This window comes from Streptomyces sp. MNU76 (genome assembly GCF_020982545.1).
GTDB lineage: Bacteria > Actinomycetota > Actinomycetes > Streptomycetales > Streptomycetaceae > Streptomyces.
Genome location: NZ_JAJKLK010000003.1, coordinates 1,475,991 through 1,492,823, shown reverse-complemented (window position 1 = coordinate 1,492,823; position 16,833 = coordinate 1,475,991). Strand labels below are relative to the sequence as shown.

16 protein-coding genes are annotated in these 16,833 nt (G+C 68.4%); all 16 read right to left on the bottom strand.

Translation table 11 applies throughout. From position 1 onward, the window contains the following. Positions 1 to 87: 87 nt before the first annotated feature. The 16 genes from E4N62_RS13075 to E4N62_RS13000 all read right to left on the bottom strand — a co-directional run bounded on the left by E4N62_RS13075 (position 88) and on the right by E4N62_RS13000 (position 16,822). Entirely contained in the window at positions 88 to 345 is a 258-nt protein-coding gene (locus E4N62_RS13075) for a hypothetical protein (protein ID WP_230214040.1), read from the bottom strand. Next, on the bottom strand, positions 312 to 944 hold the full coding sequence (locus E4N62_RS13070; RefSeq protein WP_230214039.1) for a hypothetical protein: 633 nt from the start codon (positions 942 to 944) through the stop codon (positions 312 to 314). Before E4N62_RS13070 ends, E4N62_RS13075 begins: the two co-directional genes overlap by 34 nt. Positions 945 to 1,232: 288 nt before the next feature. Continuing rightward, positions 1,233 to 2,147, bottom strand: coding sequence for an NUDIX hydrolase (locus E4N62_RS13065; protein ID WP_230214038.1), 915 nt, complete (start codon positions 2,145 to 2,147; stop codon positions 1,233 to 1,235). 78 nt (positions 2,148 to 2,225) lie between these two features. Further along, positions 2,226 to 4,178, bottom strand: a complete 1,953-nt coding sequence (locus tag E4N62_RS13060; protein ID WP_230214037.1) for an ATP-binding cassette domain-containing protein — start codon at positions 4,176 to 4,178, stop codon at positions 2,226 to 2,228. Positions 4,179 to 4,458: 280 nt separating this feature from the next. After that, complete coding sequence (locus E4N62_RS13055; protein ID WP_230214036.1) at positions 4,459 to 5,142, bottom strand: hypothetical protein; 684 nt, start codon at positions 5,140 to 5,142, stop codon at positions 4,459 to 4,461. Positions 5,143 to 5,301: 159 nt separating this feature from the next. Next, a complete protein-coding gene (locus E4N62_RS13050; protein WP_230214035.1) occupies positions 5,302 to 7,644 on the bottom strand; it encodes a DEAD/DEAH box helicase in 2,343 nt (780 codons plus the stop codon). Between the two features lie 341 nt (positions 7,645 to 7,985). Beyond that, positions 7,986 to 8,993, bottom strand: coding sequence for an endonuclease/exonuclease/phosphatase family protein (locus tag E4N62_RS13045; RefSeq protein WP_230214034.1), 1,008 nt, complete (start codon positions 8,991 to 8,993; stop codon positions 7,986 to 7,988). 70 nt (positions 8,994 to 9,063) lie between these two features. Continuing rightward, positions 9,064 to 10,077 carry a hypothetical protein gene (locus E4N62_RS13040; protein WP_230214033.1) on the bottom strand — a complete coding sequence of 338 codons (1,014 nt, stop codon included), beginning with the start codon at positions 10,075 to 10,077 and terminating at the stop codon, positions 9,064 to 9,066. A 259-nt stretch (positions 10,078 to 10,336) separates the two neighbouring features. Beyond that, positions 10,337 to 11,272 carry a hypothetical protein gene (locus E4N62_RS13035; RefSeq protein WP_230214032.1) on the bottom strand — a complete coding sequence of 312 codons (936 nt, stop codon included), beginning with the start codon at positions 11,270 to 11,272 and terminating at the stop codon, positions 10,337 to 10,339. A gap of 61 nt (positions 11,273 to 11,333) precedes the next feature. Further along, the gene (locus E4N62_RS13030) at positions 11,334 to 11,768 is read right to left on the bottom strand and encodes a hypothetical protein (protein ID WP_230214031.1); all 435 of its coding nucleotides are present in this window, start codon (positions 11,766 to 11,768) and stop codon (positions 11,334 to 11,336) included. A gap of 203 nt (positions 11,769 to 11,971) precedes the next feature. Beyond that, entirely contained in the window at positions 11,972 to 13,201 is a 1,230-nt protein-coding gene (locus tag E4N62_RS13025) for an acyl-CoA dehydrogenase family protein (protein ID WP_230214030.1), read from the bottom strand. Positions 13,202 to 13,267: 66 nt separating this feature from the next. After that, positions 13,268 to 13,801 carry a GAF domain-containing protein gene (locus E4N62_RS13020; RefSeq protein ID WP_230214029.1) on the bottom strand — a complete coding sequence of 178 codons (534 nt, stop codon included), beginning with the start codon at positions 13,799 to 13,801 and terminating at the stop codon, positions 13,268 to 13,270. Next, positions 13,798 to 14,427, bottom strand: a complete 630-nt coding sequence (locus tag E4N62_RS13015; RefSeq protein ID WP_230214028.1) for an ATP/GTP-binding protein — start codon at positions 14,425 to 14,427, stop codon at positions 13,798 to 13,800. Before E4N62_RS13015 ends, E4N62_RS13020 begins: the two co-directional genes overlap by 4 nt. Further along, entirely contained in the window at positions 14,408 to 14,773 is a 366-nt protein-coding gene (locus E4N62_RS13010) for a DUF742 domain-containing protein (protein ID WP_230214027.1), read from the bottom strand. The genes E4N62_RS13015 and E4N62_RS13010 overlap by 20 nt, the downstream gene beginning before the upstream one ends. Position 14,774: 1 nt before the next feature. Beyond that, positions 14,775 to 15,251 (bottom strand): roadblock/LC7 domain-containing protein, encoded by a 477-nt coding sequence (locus E4N62_RS13005; protein ID WP_230214026.1) that lies wholly within the window; start codon positions 15,249 to 15,251, stop codon positions 14,775 to 14,777. A gap of 89 nt (positions 15,252 to 15,340) precedes the next feature. Further along, complete coding sequence (locus E4N62_RS13000; protein WP_230214025.1) at positions 15,341 to 16,822, bottom strand: ATP-binding protein; 1,482 nt, start codon at positions 16,820 to 16,822, stop codon at positions 15,341 to 15,343. Positions 16,823 to 16,833 lie beyond the last annotated feature (11 nt).

The following is a 16,833-nucleotide window of genomic DNA, read 5'->3' as shown; positions in this document are numbered from 1 at the left end:
GAAACCACCGACGAGGACATCGACGTCACCCACTTCGGCGGCGGCGGGCTGAAGCGGTAACCCGTCGGCACTAGGTCAGCTGCAACGTCAGGGGCCGATGGCGTGACCGGCGGGACGGAGGTGGGCGAGCGCCTTGTCATCTGCGACTTTGTAGCGGGGAAAACGGCGGCCGGCGGGATCCTCCCGCGTCTCTAGGGCGTGGATCGCCCGGACGGCCTTGTCAGGGCCGTCGGTTCGGCTGGCACGGGCGAGGTGATCCCATGTGGGGTACAGGCCGTAATCTTCGACGGCGGCGCTCACTCCGTCTGTCATCACCAGGATCTCGGCGACGTCGGCGGTGGGCACGAGCAGACGAGCGCCTGGTGAGCGGCCTCCGGGTCGGCCTCGGCAACCCAGTAGCCACCGGGCACATTGAGGTGACGCAGCTGGTGGTCCCTGAGCTTTTGGAGCAGAGCGCGGTGCTCTGGTGCCGTGAAGCCCCGGCCGGCCCGCAGCCGGGATTTGTACTCCTCGCACTCCGGCCGGCCGGCGACCAGCTTGGCGAGGCGGTTGTCGCGTACCGCGTCGATACCGTTGTGGACGGTGAACACGATCACGGGGCTGTCTGCCAGGACGAGCGCGTCGACCTGCTCGCCGCGCTGACGCACCATGGCGACGGTGGCAGCAGGGGAAAAGCCCGGAATCAGGCCGTGTCCGCTGACGACGGCAGAGATGGCCCGTTCGAGCACGTACCGCAGGTCCGCGCCCGGATCGTCGGCGAGACCCGCGATGAGATGTCCGCCGAGAGTCTCGGCGTACCAGCCGCCGCGAGGCTCGTCGTCGGAGACGGTGCTCACGCCGTCGAGGACGACGACCGCGCCCGGGGTCTGGAAGATCCGGTCTTCGCTGGGGCGGTCTCCGCCGGGAAGTTCTCCGGTCGCCACGGAGAAACTGGTGTGGATCATCTGCACAACTTTCCTGGGTGTCAGGGGCGGTAACTGTCGGGCCGGTACGCGGGACCAGCCCAGCAGTCCCCACCGTGGCGGCGTCTCCTCCGGCGTGCTGGTGCGCGTGCATGCCCGCAGGTCAGGGCCTGTCGGGGCAGCGCCCGTAACGTGTCGGCCACCGAGCCGGGCGACAGATCACCGGCTCTCAGGAGGCGGTCGATCATCGCCCGGGCGCGGCTGCCGACTCGGCGTCGTACACAACGGGTAGGGATCTCCCGGGGAAGACGGTGGGGTGGGAGGCAGAGGTCAGGTCCAGCCGAGATCGGTGTAGAGGCGTCCCTGTCGGATGCCGTCGATCGCGGCCCGGGTGTAGTGGACGGTCGTCTCCGGCAAGGCGTCGAGGCGCCACCAGCCCCAGCTGACGCACTTGTCCGGCTCCATCACCTGGGGTTCGCCCGTCCAGTGCCGGGCGCGGAAGACGAACTGCGCCCTCGGGTCGGCAGAAGGGTGGTCCAGGAGGTGGACAACGTGGATGAGTTCGACGCCCGCGGCCTTGATCACGAGACCGGCTTCTTCCTGGGCCTCTCTGATCAGGCAGGCCACTGCGGATTCCCGCTCGCAGTGGCCTGCCAGGAAGTGATGCTCGTTCGGGGCGTACGCGGAGGCGGGGTGGCGCAGGCCGAGCAGGATCTTCCCCTCGAGTTCGAGATAGAGGTGGATGCCGAGGATGTTCGGGACCGTCTTCGTACTGGTGCTCCGGACGCGGAGCACCGGCATCTGCTCCTCGTCCTGGGGGTGCGTGGCTGGATGGTCCTGGTGGTGGTGGATGACGGCCGTGGTCTTGGGGTCCACGGTCAGATACGGAATCTGGTCGGGGTCGGTCCAGCGCAGCGTGATCCCTTCGGTGAGGGGCAGGAACGCGGGGTCGCCGCTCCATGTCCCGATGTACACCTGGATCCGGCTGCTGGGCCGGTCGTCGGCGTTGGTGTTCTCGATGACGGCGAGCGGGGCGAGGCCGGGGACGTGCAGGCCGGCCTTCTCCCGCAGCTCGCGGGTGATCGCCTCGTGCAGGTTCTCGCCGGGTTGGAGGTGCCCGCCGGGCAGGGACCACTGTCCGGCGCTGGAGATGTTCTTGTTGGCGTCACGCAGGTGGAGCAGGTAGCGGCCGTCGTGGCGGACCAGGAGCGCCATGGCGGTCGTGGGCACAGCCGGTGGGGGCATGGAGTTCTCCATCTGTACGAACGGGGGTGAGGGTGGCCCGTGTCCCGGGCGGGGGCGGGGCGGGGTTCGCGGGGGTGGTCAGCGGTCGTGGGAGAGGGCGAGGAGCTCGGTGAAGGTTCCGCCGCCGGCGGCGAGTTCGTCGTAGGTGCCCTGTTCGGTGATCCGGCCTTGTTCCATGACGATGATCCGGTCGGCGATCCGTGTGTTTTCCAGTTGGTGGGTGACGACGATGGTGATGCAGCCGCTGCCGATCGCCTTGATCCGTTCGAGGATGATGTGTTCGCCGCGGGCGTCCATCTGGCTGGTCGGCTCGTCCAGGATCAACAGGCCCGCTCCCCGGTACAGGGCTCGGGCGCAGGCTAGGCGCTGCCACTGCCCGCCGGAGAGTTCCGTTCCGCCCCAGAGCTCGCGGGCCAGCAGTGTGTCCAGGCCGTTGGGGAGTTCTGCGATGGCCTCGCGCAGGCCGACTGCGTCGAGGGCCTGCCACACGAGGTCGTCCCCGGTGTCGCGGGGCTGGCCGAGGGTGACGTTGTCCCGGACGGACAGCGGCCATTGCGCGAAGTTCTGCGGGACGAGCCCGGAGACGTCCCACAGCTGGTGTGGGTCGAGGCCGGCGACGTCGTGGCCGTTCCAGCGGACGGTGCCCTTGTCGGTAAGGAAGATCGCGGTGAGTAGCCGGGTGAGGGTCGATTTCCCGGAGCCGTTCTCGCCGACCACGGCGAGGATCTCGCCCCGTCGCACGGTCAGCGACACCCCGGCGACCGCCGGTTTCTCCTTGCCCGGGTAGCGGTAGACCGCCTCCTCGACGGTGACGGTCTCCAGCGCGCTGGTGAGCCCCGTCGTTCCGCGGTCGGGGGCGCGCTGGGCGGCGTAGGTGAGGAAGGTGTCCATGTCGGCGAGGTAGAGGGAGCTGTGGAACATCGCGGCGCCGTAGATCACGAGCTGGCTCAGGGCGGCCAGGGCGGTCTGGACACCGACGACCGCGGTCGCGGCGATCGCCGCCTCGACCCGTCCGGTGGCCGCCAGCCAGGCCAGCGCGGCCCAGGTGAGCAGCAGGAAGAGGCCGCCGGTCGCCGAGCTGACCAGGGTGATCCGCAGCATTCTGGGGGCGGCGGCCAGGGTGCGGGCGTCGATCCGTTCGGAGATGGTCCGGTACCAGAACACCAGGTAGCCGGTCATGCCGTTGGCGCGGATCTCGTCGGTGTACTTCAGGGATGTCGCCCAGCCGCGCATGTTCTGCCGGACGTTGCGGTCGGCCACGTTGGCGTAGTGGGTCTCGTAGGTGACCTTCGCGTGCAGCACCGCGCCGACCCCGGCGGGAACGACCGCGAGGAGCAGCAGCGGCAGCATCACCGGGTGCAGCACCGTCAGCACCCCGCTTGCGGCGACCATCCGGATGGCGGCGGCCGTGAGCCGGGTGGCGTCCTGTACCACGAGCCGGCTGCGGACCACCCCCATCTCGGCGGCCTCCTCCCGGTCCGAACAGCCGTCCTCGGCACGGGCGGCGGCCTCCATCCGGCACACCGCCTCCACGAGAGAGCTGTCCGCCTCCGTGGTCAGCGGGGGTGTGATCCGCCCGTCCGCGTACGAGGAGAGCGCGGTCGCCACCCGCCCTGATGCTGCCGCGAGCGCGATGACCACCAGCGCGGGGAACGCCTCGCGCAGCCGGTCGGCGACCTGTCCCTCGGCCAGTACGGACTGCATCGCATCAGCGGTCGACGCCAGCTGGTACCCGGCGCTGACTCCGATGGTCAGCTGGCAGCCGGCCAGCAGCAGCACCGCGCGCCGGTCGATGGCCCACGCCATCCGTGCCGTCTGCTTCAGCACCGACGGAAGCCGCCGGCACATCGCCCAGAACGACACTGCTGCCAGCGGGTTCTTGCTGTACTGGCCGCCGTAGCGCAGCTCGGCGGGCGGGGGAGGAAGCAACCGTCGTGGCGTTACCGCGGCAGTCTGGGATGCCGGCTCTGCGCTCACCGGACACCTCTCCTCGGACTGTTGGCAAATGGGGCGACAGACATCAAGGGCCATAGGGCCGTTGGGGGATCGGTCGGGGCAGCCTGGACGACAGGCAACTGGGCACCTCCAGCGCTGACTTGGGCGGATGGCTGATGTTGACCGGAACAACGACGTGATGTCCGGTTTCGAACGCACGTGTTTGAGTCGTATCCCCAGCCGCCTGATCGCGTGGTTGTAAGCCAGTGGTCGTTGGTACAGGCGGCTCACCAGATTGGGGCGGTGGCCGAAACGCCGACGCTGATACGGGCGTGGCAGATGAGGCGGGTGGAATGGCGGCACGTGAAGCGAATGCTCAGACGGGCAGTGCCTGTTTCTGGTCCACGTCATGCGGTTCTGGTCCCAAGGGCAGCACGGCGACGGGCTCCCAGGTCATCTCCCACCGGGCGCCGCCGTCTGGTGTCGGGTGGGCGGTCCAGCGCACGTCGAGCAGGTGGAGTTGGGACACGGTCAGTGGGGCGTGGCTGGGGTGGATCTGGCGGAGTGCGCTCTGGAGCGGATCGGAGTCGGCGGTGCCGTGGGCGTAGCCGAGCGACGCGTGTCCGCGACCGCCGTCGTGTGCGATTGCCGGGGAGTCGTGGACCTGCCACAGGGCGGCCCGTGCCAGGTTCTGCAGGGCGGTCAGGCCCTGGTCGGGGTGGGTGTCGAGAACGGCTCCCGAGCGGCCTGCGATGGGGGAGCCGCACAGCACGGTGAACGGTTCGAAGCTGCGCAGCCCGGCCTTCAGCTCAGAGATGAGGAGCGCTCGCCGAGCTGCGGAGATTTCCTGGCTGGGGGCCGCGGCGTCCATCTCGATGGTGATGTGGACGAGGTCGTCGGGCAGGCACCAGATCGGATAGTGCTGCATGGTGGTGCGGCATGCGGCGATGAGGTCGAACAGTTCAGTGTCCACGGCCGGGTCGGGCACGACGTACAGGTGCAGGACGGAGACGCCGGACTCCCAGGGTTGGTTCCGGAAGGTCGGGATGAACGGCTTCATGATCAGGCTCCTTGATGGGTACGGCCGGGGCGGATTACGCCGGGGTGACGTTCGGCGGTTGTTTGGCTCTTCGGGCGAGGCTGAGGGGCTGTCGTCAAGCCGTTCAGGGGGCTGGTGCGCTGTAGTGGCCGCCGGGGTTCTGGCACCGGACTCGGCCCCTCATGATTCTGTGTCGGGGAACTGCATTCCGAGGGCGACGAGTTGCTGGTGCCGTTCCGGCTTGAGCTTTCCCTTCCGATACTTCTGGACGCACGTGTTCATCCAGCTGCGTGGGCGAAGGAGGACCGGTTTCTCGATGACGTAGCTGCTCGGGATGTTCAGATGCCCATGCTCGGCTTTGAACTCGGCGACGGCCTTGATGTGCAGGTCCCAACGGTGTTGCAGCGAGTCCCAGACGAAACCGATGCGGTCGAGTGTTCTGCGCTGCTCGGGAGTCAGGCGGTCAGGGTGGGTTCGGAATCCGGCGACCTGCTGTCCGATTGCCCTGCCGCGCAGGATGTACCGCTGGGGTATGTCGAGGTGGCCGTTCCAGACCATGAACTCGCGGCAGTCCGAGACGAATTGATTCCACAGGTACTCGGCTCGGTCCCAGATGAATCCCTCCGCGTTGAGGGCCGCGACTTTGGCATCCGGCACTTGACCGCATCTGTAAGAGGTACGCAGGCTGGCGTATCTCTGGCCGAGCGTGTACTCGCGGTCGCCTCTTTTGGCAATGTAAGTCTTCGGGACGTCCAGGTGGCCGTATTCCTTCTTGAATTCCCTTAGCTCGTGGATCAGTTCCTGGAGTTTCTGATCGGGAACTGACCATGTCATCCCGAGGGCATCCCATTCCTCGATCTGGGAAGGCGAGAGCTTGCCCAGCTGGCGCAGTTTGCGCAGGTACGCGATCCAGCGGCCCAGGCCCAGTCCGGAGGGGGTGCGGTAGTGCTCGTGGACAAGCAGGTCCCCACGCTCGGCTCGGTAGATTTCGGCGGCCTGGAGGTATTCGGGCCAGACGGAAGTGGCCGCGCGAACTGTCCGTACGGTGATGGCGTCGGCGAAGTCGGGAGGGATGGGAATGCCGGTGAAGGAGAGCCAGTCGGGCAGTTCGCCCTCGGTACCGGCGCCGAGGTAGATCCTTCCGGTAGTGGTGGGGGTGGCGAGAGAACGGCGGGCGGTTTCGAGTTGCCGGTGCAGCGTCTCGTCGTGTGAGGCGAGGGCCCGGACCGTCTGCCAGACCGGGCCGAAGGGGGTGGAGCTCAGGGCGGTTTCGGGATCCTGATCCTCTTGGAGGAAGACCGGCACCATGATGGTCGCTGTCTTGGGCTGGCTGCGGTCACTGAGCCGCATGGCCCGGCCGGTGCCCTGGATGGTGTCGATCGTGCTGCGCGGGCTGAGGAAGCAGACCGCGTCCACGGCGGGGACATCGACTCCTTCCGACAGGACGCGGGCGTTGGAGACCACGACCAGGCCGTCTTCCTGCCCGGCGAGCCGGTCCAGTGCCTTTCGCCGCTGGGCGACGGTCTGGTTGCCGTGGACGTGCTCGGCCGCCAGTGCGGAAGGACGCTGGTCGGGGTGCAGGAGGGCGTGTGCGTGGGGCAGGAGGGTGGCGAACCATTTCGCCTCGGCGACGCTCCCGTGATAGGTGATCATGCGCCGGATGCCGTGCTCGTGAGCGGCGCGCAACACCGCGAGCTGCTTGGCGAGCATAGGGGCTGCCACGGCGGTTCTGCCGACGCGCAGAAAGGCGTCGTCCCGGCCGAGGAGCTGGTGGGCCTCACGGCTGGTAACGACGGGGACCACGAGGCGGTAGCGGGCCAGCAGGCCGAGGTCGATGGCGGTCGCGAAGGGCAGCCGGTAGGCGACCGGGCCGTACAGGCGTTCGTCCGTCATGCTGATGACGTCGTCGCCCTCGCTTTCGAGGATCCGGGGAGTGGCGGTGAGATACAGGCGGCGTCGCGCCGTGATGATGTCGTCGTGGTGGATGGCCGCCCAGGCTTTGGTTGCGGCGCCCGCGGTGCGGTGGGCCTCGTCGATCACGGCGATGTCCGGTGGAGTCATGCCGTGATGGGCCTGGGCCTGGGCCAGGATGTGAAGGCTGGCGTAGGTGCAGGCGATCGTGAGTGGCCCGGGGCCTTTGGCGAGGTCGGCCAGCTGGGCGGCGTCGTTGGCGACCCGGGCGTCGGTGCCGCCGAGTTCGTCCTGCAGTCCGGTGCGCTGCGCGGAGAGGATCTCGCGGTCCGAGCAAACCGCGACGATGCGGCCCAGCCGGTGCCGGCCGAGCTGGTGTGCCCATTCCGTCATCGTCTGCCGGACCAGTTCCAGGGTGGGGACGACCACCAGGCGGTGCCGGGAACCGGTCTCGGCGATGTGGCCCGCGACTTCTGCGCCCACCCGTGTCTTGCCCGTCCCGCACGCCATCACCGCGGTGACCCGGCCGGAGTCGATCAGGTTCTTGGTCAGGACGTCCACTGCCTCCTGCTGGTGCGGAAACAGTGGTGGAGGGGTCTGGGGCTGACTCACGGTCGGACAGTTCCTCGGTGTCGTTGGAGAGGAATCGGAAGGCTCTCGTTCAGCGGGTGGGGCATGTCGGTCGCGCCGTCCGGCTGCGTCAGGAGGGCGACCAGCCGCCGCCATTGGCACACGGCCCTGCTGCCGCGCCCGTGGAGTGACTCGATCCGCAAGGGCCCGTTCTCGTGGGTGATGCGACCGTGTCGGCCTCGCGGCGAGGGTGAACGGCTCTTGCTCTGAAGGGCTTTCGGTGGAATAGGCACCCATCGGGTATTCCTTTCCGTACGACACCAGGGAGCAGCCGTGGCCCTTGTCCAGGCTGGTGGCGGGCTGTCGGTTTGGGCGGCAGGTAGTTAGGCCGCCAGCGACCAGGCGGCCAGCGGTGCGTGGCGGCGGTGCAGAGCCTGGATGAGCCTGCGGCGGGACAAGTCCACGACGAGGGCGTTGTGGTCGCTGAGTCCGCGGCGCTGCATGTCCAGCACCTCGACCCTCACTACGGACTGCACCGTCCAGGCGTCCATGGCGCCCCGATCGATACGGCTTTCACCGCCCTGTTCAGGGCGGGTGTGCCCGGCGGTCGCGGCCAGGGCGCCGGGCTGGCCGAGGTGACGCGCGGCGAACCGGGCGGGGTCGTGCATGCCGATATCCAGCATCAGCTCGTCCAGGGAGGTGCAGCTCTTCCATGTCCCGTCGGGCTGTTTGATGGCGCGGTGCCGGCGGTGTACCACGTCAGTGATCTCGGGTGAGGTCCAGTCGATCTCGGGCACTTGCTCGCCGATCGGCACGGGGTATTCGTTGCAGTCACCGAACAGCCAGCAGGCGGCCCGGGGACGGTCGGGGTCGGTGACGTGGTGGGCTTTGACCTTGTCCACCAGTGACGACAGCTCGTACGCCTCGGCTTCCCGAACGCGCGGGTTGCAGTACGAACTGTGGAAGGCAGCTGTGATGATCGGCACCTCGGGCACCTCGGGAAGCCGCAACACGACGTTGGCGGGCGGAGTCCGGAACACCTTTGGGTGGTGGTGCTGGGGGCCGATGGTGAAGGCGGACTCGCGTACGAATAGGCCGGTGGGGTTGCGGCCCTGGCCCAGCTCCGCCCGGAAGCCCCGCATGCCGAGTGTGTCCTGGGCGGCCTGCCATCGCCGGTCGGCGGCGGCTTTCTCTGCGGCGGTGGCGGTGGGCCTGGTCTGGGAGTAGGTGAGTTCCGTCATCCCCAGCCAGTCGGGCTCCAGCGGGGCCAGAACGTCCTCGTACGCCTGGCGCCACCGCGCGGGAAGGACGCCCCGCCTTTCCTCGGGGCCGCCGTCGTGCTCCAAGTTCATGAGCACGAGACGGACTACGCCGCTGTCCTTTGTCTTCACCCGTTCTCCCTTGCTGCGTTGTCGAATAGTGGGTTGGCAATGGCCGGCACGGCTTACCTGCGGGCCGGACTCACGGACCCCCGCCGGGCGGGCGGAGAAGGAGGCGCGGTGAGTCGGTGGTGCTCTCGTGAGGCGAAGGCGTGGGACAACCGGTGCCGGCCAGGGGCGCAGGAGCGGAGACTCCTCCGTGGGGCGGCGGTTGCAGAAGCGTCGGTCCTTCGATGCTGACGCGGCTGAACCACGCCTCGGGATTGGTGATTTCCCGGCACGTGGGGGCGAGCGAGGGGTTGGTCCAGATCCGGTTGAACGGGACGACGCTGCCAGCGACTTCGAGGGCTGCCTGGATAAAGCTCACGCCGTCGCCGCGGGCCGACGCAGTCGGATCCGCTGCTCGCGCGCACATCAACGAGGGGAGATCCGCAGGGTGTTGCAACCAGGGGAGCAGGCGGGCGTGCTGCCGGTATCGCCATGAGCGCGGCACTTCTCGGGACCGGTGCTCACGGCAGAATCCGAAGAAGGCGCCTGCCACCTTCTGCTCGGCCCAGGCGGCATGCCCCTCCATCAGCGTCCTCGTGGCCGAGTCATCGTGGACCCGGGCACCAGCACGGATCGGGGGTGGGGGGAGCGCGCCTGCGCTTGCTGCGATCTGCGCGTGGTGGACACCGGCGTGGACGACGAAGCGGATCAGCGCGGTGCGGTCGTAGCGGACCCCCGTGTGGTGCAGGGCCTGCGGAGTGATCAGCGTGCGGGGTTCGCCGTAGTGGTCGGTGATCGTCAGGCCGGGGTTCATCGGCCAGCCCAGGCGCAGGGCGGTGGAGGCCCATGCCGCGAGACGACCGCGGACCTGGTCGGCCTGCGGCCCGGTGAGGCGGGCCTGTGCAAGGTCTTCCTCCAGCGACCGCTCGGCCCATGCCCGGATCTCAGCCCGCCAGGCTCGGGGAGTGAGCAGCCGGAACACCAGGCTCGGACAGGACAGGTCCGTGACCTCCTGGATCAAAGACGCGGTGTCCCGCAGGATCTGCTCGATCTCCTCGGCGAGCCCGGCATGGCCCCGGGTCTCATTGAGGACGTCGATGGCCGTCACGCCCCTGTGCCCCTGGCCGTGATCGGTATCCGTCCGGGCTGTGGATCGATGGGGACGGCGGCGAGGGCGACCACGAGGGTGCTGCTCGGCGTGGCGCCGAGGTGGATGTGTCCTAGGAATCCATGTCCGGGGCGGGCTTTGGGCTGCCACTGCGGCGGGGGAGAGAGGGGCACTCGGCTCTTCATCAACTGGCTTTCGGCGGTACGGACAGGGAAACGGGAAGCGGCCGGTGGCGGGCACCGGGACCGGACGAGTGGAGTCAGGCGGCAGCCGGGAAGTGCTGGCGGTAGATCTCGACGAGCTGGTCGCGGTCGTACGTCGCGAGCACCGTGTGGTGGTCGGACAGGCCCTTCATATCGATGACCTCGACGCTGACTACGGCGGGCAGGAGGATTCGGCTGGTGAAGATGAGGTCGACTCGGTGGGCCGGGCCGTGAGTCGGCGACGCGTCGACGGTCGGGGCGACCGCTGCCAGGCTCCCTCCGGGCATGAGTGCGGCGTGGCGGGCGACATCCTCCAGCTCGGCCTCCAGCAGGGTCCGGTTGGGCAGGGAGTCCATCACCCGCCGTCCGGGGGCGATCTCGTAACTGCGGTGCGCCCGGTGCTGCGGGTCCTTGATGTCTGCCAGTTCGGGGATGGGGGCTTCGCCGGGGACGAGGCGGTCGGGGTCGACGTAGCTGTTGCAGTCCTGGCCGACCGCGAGGACGGGCAGCTTCCGTTTGATGGTGCCGGTGCTGGTCTCGTACGTCTCGACACGGTCGGCGAACCGGGTTACGTCATCCGCCTGGACTGCCCGAAGCGGTGGAGAGTTGTAGGACAGGTGGGTGCAGGCGGCCACCAGGTCGACGTCCTCGGTGCCGCGCAGGCGCAGGGTCATGGCGGTGGGGTGCAGGAGCCAGCCTGGCCACTCGGTGTCCCAGAGAGTGATCTGCTCGAACACCTGGGGGTCGTAGTACAGCGCGGTGGAACCCAGACCTGGGCCGAGTTCGCCGGCGAGCTTCAGGATGCGCTTCGACTCGCCGAAGAGGGTGGAGCCGCGACCGGTGCGGGCATGGCCAACGTTTTCCTGCCGGCACAAAAGCGTCGGGCGAAGTGCGGCCAGTCGCTCGTGCATGGCCAGCCACTTCGCGTGGTCGCCGTCGCCGTTGAGTTCGAAGTTACAGCTGACGATCTTGATGTGCCGAGGCAGGGTCATGAGCTTCCAGGAATTGTGGTTGATGTTGTGCGGCCCAAGGACAAGGGCCGATTGGCGTCGCTTACAGGGCCGTAGTCCCCGGGGCGACGGGTGTGTCTTGGGTTTCGTGGCGCTTGGCGGCTGCCCGCGTGGGTCTGCACGAGATGCCGTGCGCTCGCTCCAGCCTGCGCAGCAGCTCCTGCAATTGACTGACCAGTACCAGCAGATGTTCGTAGGCCAAGTCAGCCCGCGGCCGGGAGCGGACGCGGCCCTCGATCCGTTCGATGAGCTCGTGGAGTTCGCAAGCATCCTTCTTGCCGAGCCGGGTGGTGAGGGCACGGGCGTGCGGGACAAGGGCGGGGGCGAGCTCCTCCAGGGCGGTGAGCGTGTCAGCGACGGCCCGTGGAGCGGAGACGCTGCCTCGGTTCGCGATGCTGTCAAGCTCCCGCCGCGCCTCGACCAACAGCGCGGACACATCCGTGTCGGCCGTACGTACGGCGGGAGTTGTGCTCGCCATGGAGGTGCTCCGTTGCCGGTTGAGTACAGGGGTGGGGAACGGAAGGCCGCGGCGCGTGATCTCTTCCACGGCCAGCCGCGCTGTCGGCAGGCCCCACGCGGAGGGTGGAGCCCGGAGGCGGACGGCCGGTCCCGGAGACAGACATTGCTGGCGGGGGTTCCCCGCAGCTGGTTGTCGTGCTGGAGGGCGCGGGCGCCTGGGAGTTAGGCGGCTGTGCTGGTGGGGAGGAAGAGCGAGGTCTTGGCGGCGAGCCGTTCGGACCACTGGACGGGAGGGGCGCCGAGTTCGGTTTCGGCCAGGCGCTGGCGCTGTACCTCACCGGTTCCGGCGGGCGAGTAGGTGTGCTGGACGTCCCGCCACAGCCGTTGGATGGGGTAGTCCGTGCGCAGGGCGTGGGCGCCGTGCAGTTCCATGGCGTCCTGGCCCGATTGAACGGCCCATTTGTGGTTGAGGTACTTGGAGTTGATGAGCAGGTCGTCGCAGGGGTGGCCGGAGTCGAGCATGCGTACGGCGCGGTGGGCGAGTTCGCGGCTCGCCATCAACCGGGATTTCATGTCGCCGACCCGGTCGCGCAGGACCGGAAGGTCGGAGAGGGTGCCGGTGTAGCGGCGGCGGCCCTCAAGGAAGCTGGCGGAGCATTCCATGATCGCTTCGTGGATGCCGAGGGATACCGCGGCGAGGTTGGGCCGGCCGTAGAGGATGCTGCTGCTGTAGGCTATGTCTTTGCCGTCGCCTACTTCGCCGATCACGTTGGCCTCGGGTATGCGTACGCCGTCGAACGTGAGCTTGCCGAAGCTGAAGCCGTGCAGTCCGAGGGCGGGCCGGTGCGGTTCGACGGTCAGTCCGTCGCGGTCGTGTTCGACGAGGAACGCGGTCAGGGCGCGGGAGCCTGCCGTGTCGGCGGAGTCGGTTCGGGCCACGACGCAGTGGACGTGCGCGATGTGGCTGTTGCCGATGTGGACCTTGCTGCCGTCGATGATCCAGTCGCCGCCGTCGCGGCGGGCGGTGGTCTCCATGCCGAGCACATGGCTTCCGGTCTCCTCTTCGGTCACTGCGATCGACAGCAGCGTGTCCCCGGAGGAGACCTGGGGCAGCAACAGGGCCTTCTGCTCGTCGCTGCCGAAGTGGATGAGCATCGATACGGGCAGCTGGCTCGCCTGCAGGATGGCGCCGGCCGCGCCCGAGGCCCGCGCCATCCTCTGGATCATGAGGGTTTTGGCGAGATGCCCCGCATGCATACCGCCGTAATGGCGGGAAATTGTGGCGCCGAACCATCCCTGTTCGGCCATGAGCAGGGCCAGGTCGCGTTCCACGGCGTGAGGGGAGGACTCTATGCGCTGGACTCGGGGGGCGACTTCCGCGGTGGCGAACTCGTCGAAGTGCTGGACCAGGGCTTCGTAGTCGGGCGTGAGATCCGCAGTCGTGGACGACATTGTGGGCATCGTGGTCTCCCCTTGGGGTGGTGGTCGCGAATGGTGCTGCTGGGCGCGCGGGTACTGCTACGAACTGGTACGGCGGTAGAGCTCGGTCATGAAGAGGTCGCGAAAGTGGTCGATGAGCGTCCACAGCGGGCGGCCTTCCGAGCGGTCGCGTGGCTCGGTGTCGATCACGCAGACGGTGCCCCAGACGTGGTTCGTACGTTCGTCGATGAGGGGGGCTCCTGCGTACATGCGGACCCCGAGTTCGTCGACGACCGGGTTGCCGGCGAAGGCATCGAAATCGAGGACGTCGGTCAGTACCAGAGAGCCCCGGCGCTGGACGACGTGCGGGCAGAAGCCGTGGGTCATCGGCAGGGTGCGGCCCAGCACGGGCAGTTCGCCGTCGGCGGGATTGGCGAGACCGAGGAAGTACTGTTCGCGGCCGACCCAGTTGAGCATGGCGTAGGGAGTGCCGGCCGTGTCGGCGACCTGCCGGGCGAAGGCGTCGAACGCGTCCACGGGCGGAGCCATGGGGTCGAAGAGCTCGGGCAGGTGGCTCTGCCAGTCGGTGCCGTGACTGGTGGACAGGAGATCGGACGGAGCGTGGGGGTTCACAGCTGTGCTCCCTGGAGAACGGTGGCAGGGGTATAGGAGTGGGTGAGCACGTGGTCGATGAGACGGGCGAGTACGCCGGTCGCGTCCGTGCTCATGCGGGCGTCGCACAGCACGACCGGAACCGTGGACGGCAGCGCCAGGGCTGACGCGACTTCGTCGGGGTCGTAGTGGCTGGCGTCGTCGAACACGTTCACGGCGACCAGGAAGGGCAGACCGAGCCGCTCGAAATAGTCGACTGCGGGAAAGCTTTCGTCGAGGCGGCGGGTGTCGACGAGGACCACCGCGGCGAGGGCTCCTCGCGTGAGCTCGTCCCACATGAACCAGAACCGGGTCTGCCCCGGGGTGCCGAACAGCATCACGACCGCGTTCAGCTGCGGGAAGGTGATCCGGCCGAAGTCCATGCCGACGGTGGTCGCCGTCTTGTCGACCAGCAGGCTGAGGTCGTCCACGCCCTCGGAGACCCTGGTGATCACGGCCTCGGTGCGCAGCGGGGTGATTTCGGAGACGGCGCTCACAAACGTGGTTTTGCCGACACCGAACCCGCCGGCGACGACGATCTTGACGGGGGTGGGCTTCGCGCGGCCGAACCGGCGCGGCGGCCCGGGGTCAGAGCTTGAGGAGTCCATTGCGAAGGGCCTTCAGGAGAGCAACGTCGGGAAGGTCGGCGGAGTGCGGGGCGGTCACGGCGCTGAGTGCACCGATGTCGATCAGCCGGGACATGAGGATCCTGGTGATCTGGAAGGGCAACCCGATCAGGGCGCTGATCTCAGCGACGGCCAGGGGCTGCTCCCGGCACAACGCCATGGCCTGGTCGGCTTCCGGCGGCTGTCCGCAGGGCGGTTCTCCCTCCGCCCACAGCAGCGTCTCGATCTGCAGGTCGTGTGTGGGCCTGGTCTGGCCGCCGGTCAGGACGTAGAGGCTGGGGGCCTCGGTGTCCTCGACGGTCCAGGCCGGGCTGCTTGCGGACGCCATCTCACTGGCCGTCACCGGAAGGAGCACCGCCCACGCGCGCTGGCGTGGCCAGCAGCTCGCCCATCCGCTTGATCAGATTGACCATCGCGAAACCGACGGTTCCCTCATCCGCCCGGGTGCTGGTCAGCACCCCCAGGACGCTTTCGACCTTGTCCGGGTCACGGCCTGCGTTCCGGGCCACCGCGGCCGGCGGGCTCCCGGCGCTCATGATGAACAGCAGGAAGTTACTCTTCCTGATCAGGACCTGTTCGACACGGCCCGCGCCGTCGTCGACTCCGTGAGCGATCGAGTACAGGCCGTTGATCACCGCGGCCAGGCGGTCCACCATCTGGCCGTCCATGCCCGGTCCCGCATGAGCCAGCCGCAGGCCGTCCTGCGAGCCGAGGAGGACGCCGGTCACGTCAGGCACCTTGGCCAAGTCGTTGAGGAGCTCGTCCACAACCAGGTCCGGCTGGGCTGCCGTGGAGTCGGTGGTCATCACAATTCTCCGTATCTCCGTACGTCGTACGGACTGGTGCTCAGGCGCGAAGCCAGGCACGAAGGATGGGTGGGGCGCGCTGCGAGGGGTCAGCTCGCGCTCCCCTCGGGCGGTAGTGCCTCGCGGCCTGCCGCGGCTTGCTCCGCGCGATGCACGCCCTGGGCGAACTTGCTGACGAAGGCCGGATCCGGCGGCGCGAGCAAGACGGGAGCGGCCTCGGGCTCTGCAGGGGCCGCACGCTCATGGGCCGTTGCCTGTGGTGTCCGCTGCGGCAACCGGGGGCGAGAGTCTGGTGCTGCTTCCCGGGAAGGCGTTGCCCTGGCCGCAGCCGAAGCGGCGGGTTGCTGAACTGGGGCACGCCGCGCGTCACGGGAGGGCAACGACGCCGTCCCCGCCGGGGCCGGGGGCTGGGCCTCGGACAGCCGCAAGCCGGGGCCGGGGCGCCCTGCGGACAGCGCCGATGGACCCGGTACCGCGGCAACGTACGCGGCAGCCTGAGCCTGGGACACGGACGCCGACTCGCTTGCCCAGAGCAGGAGCTTGTCCGGCACCACAACGAGCGCTGTCGTGCCGTGCATGAGGTTCTTCCGGAGCTGCACGTGGATGCCGTACCGGCGGGCGAGTTTGGCCACCACGAGCAGGCCAGTCTGGCGCTGAGCCAGCTGCTCGGCCAGGTCCCTGTCCTGCGGATCGGCCAGCATCCGGTTGTAGCGGTCGAGTTCACCCTGGGCCATGCCGATGCCCCGGTCCTCGATCTCCACAGCCAGACCCGCGGTGACCCTCGACGTGCGAACAACGACCTTGCTGTCCGGCGGAGAGCAGAGGGTAGCGTTCTCCTCCAACTCGGCCAGCAGGTGGATCAGATCGGGTCCGGCGAAGCCGGGTATCTGCACATCCAGGGTGGACGTGTGCATGCGTACCCGGGCATACTTCTCGATTTCGCCTGAGGCGCCACGCAGCAGCTGAACCAGCCCGATGGGCTGGTTCAGGGTGCGGGCCTTCACACCACCCAGAACCGCGAGGCGTCCGGCCGACCGCCGCATGCGCTTGAGCAGATTGTTGACGTCGTACACGCGGTACAGCACGTCCGGGTCCTGGACCTGATTGGTCAGCTCGGTCACGATGCCCAGAGCGCGTACGAGCAGCAGGGTCATGCCCCCGGCGATATAGACAAGCGCTTGGGTCAGTTCCGCCTGCCGCCCGTTCACCACCGCCCGCCATGCCTCCGCGTGCAGCTGGAACAGGGCGGCCTCCGCTTCGTTCCACGGATTGCTGTCAGAGCTCGCCTGTGCCGTGCGGGAGGCGGGGGGAGTGGGCCGCTCACCCCGGTTGAGCTGCTCAACAGCGGCGCTGATGCTCTTGCGGCCTTCCTCCACACCGGACTGGAAGTGCCGAAGCCAGCCATACACGGAATCGCTGTACTCGCTGCGCTGCCGGTGCAGCTCAGCCGCCGTGCGAACGGCCAGCCAGTCCGCGCAGACCAGCACGGCCAGGCCAGCGGCTGCCACCACCGCTCCGATGATCCAGCCATCCACATGGACGCGCGCCGTCGTGCCGACGGCAGCCGCCATACACAAGATCG

Coding starts and splice junctions, on each gene's coding strand:
- E4N62_RS13070 (WP_230214039.1), bottom strand. CDS start 944: ATGATCCACACCAGTTTCTCCGTGGCGACCGGAGAACTTCCCGGCGGA.
- E4N62_RS13065 (WP_230214038.1), bottom strand. CDS start 2,147: ATGCCCCCACCGGCTGTGCCCACGACCGCCATGGCGCTCCTGGTCCGC.
- E4N62_RS13060 (WP_230214037.1), bottom strand. CDS start 4,178: ATGGCCCTTGATGTCTGTCGCCCCATTTGCCAACAGTCCGAGGAGAGG.
- E4N62_RS13055 (WP_230214036.1), bottom strand. CDS start 5,142: ATGAAGCCGTTCATCCCGACCTTCCGGAACCAACCCTGGGAGTCCGGC.
- E4N62_RS13035 (WP_230214032.1), bottom strand. CDS start 11,272: ATGACCCTGCCTCGGCACATCAAGATCGTCAGCTGTAACTTCGAACTC.
- E4N62_RS13030 (WP_230214031.1), bottom strand. CDS start 11,768: ATGGCGAGCACAACTCCCGCCGTACGTACGGCCGACACGGATGTGTCC.
- E4N62_RS13025 (WP_230214030.1), bottom strand. CDS start 13,201: ATGTCGTCCACGACTGCGGATCTCACGCCCGACTACGAAGCCCTGGTC.
- E4N62_RS13015 (WP_230214028.1), bottom strand. CDS start 14,427: ATGGACTCCTCAAGCTCTGACCCCGGGCCGCCGCGCCGGTTCGGCCGC.
- E4N62_RS13010 (WP_230214027.1), bottom strand. CDS start 14,773: ATGGCGTCCGCAAGCAGCCCGGCCTGGACCGTCGAGGACACCGAGGCC.
- E4N62_RS13005 (WP_230214026.1), bottom strand. CDS start 15,251: ATGACCACCGACTCCACGGCAGCCCAGCCGGACCTGGTTGTGGACGAG.
- E4N62_RS13000 (WP_230214025.1), bottom strand. CDS start 16,822: ATGGCGGCTGCCGTCGGCACGACGGCGCGCGTCCATGTGGATGGCTGG.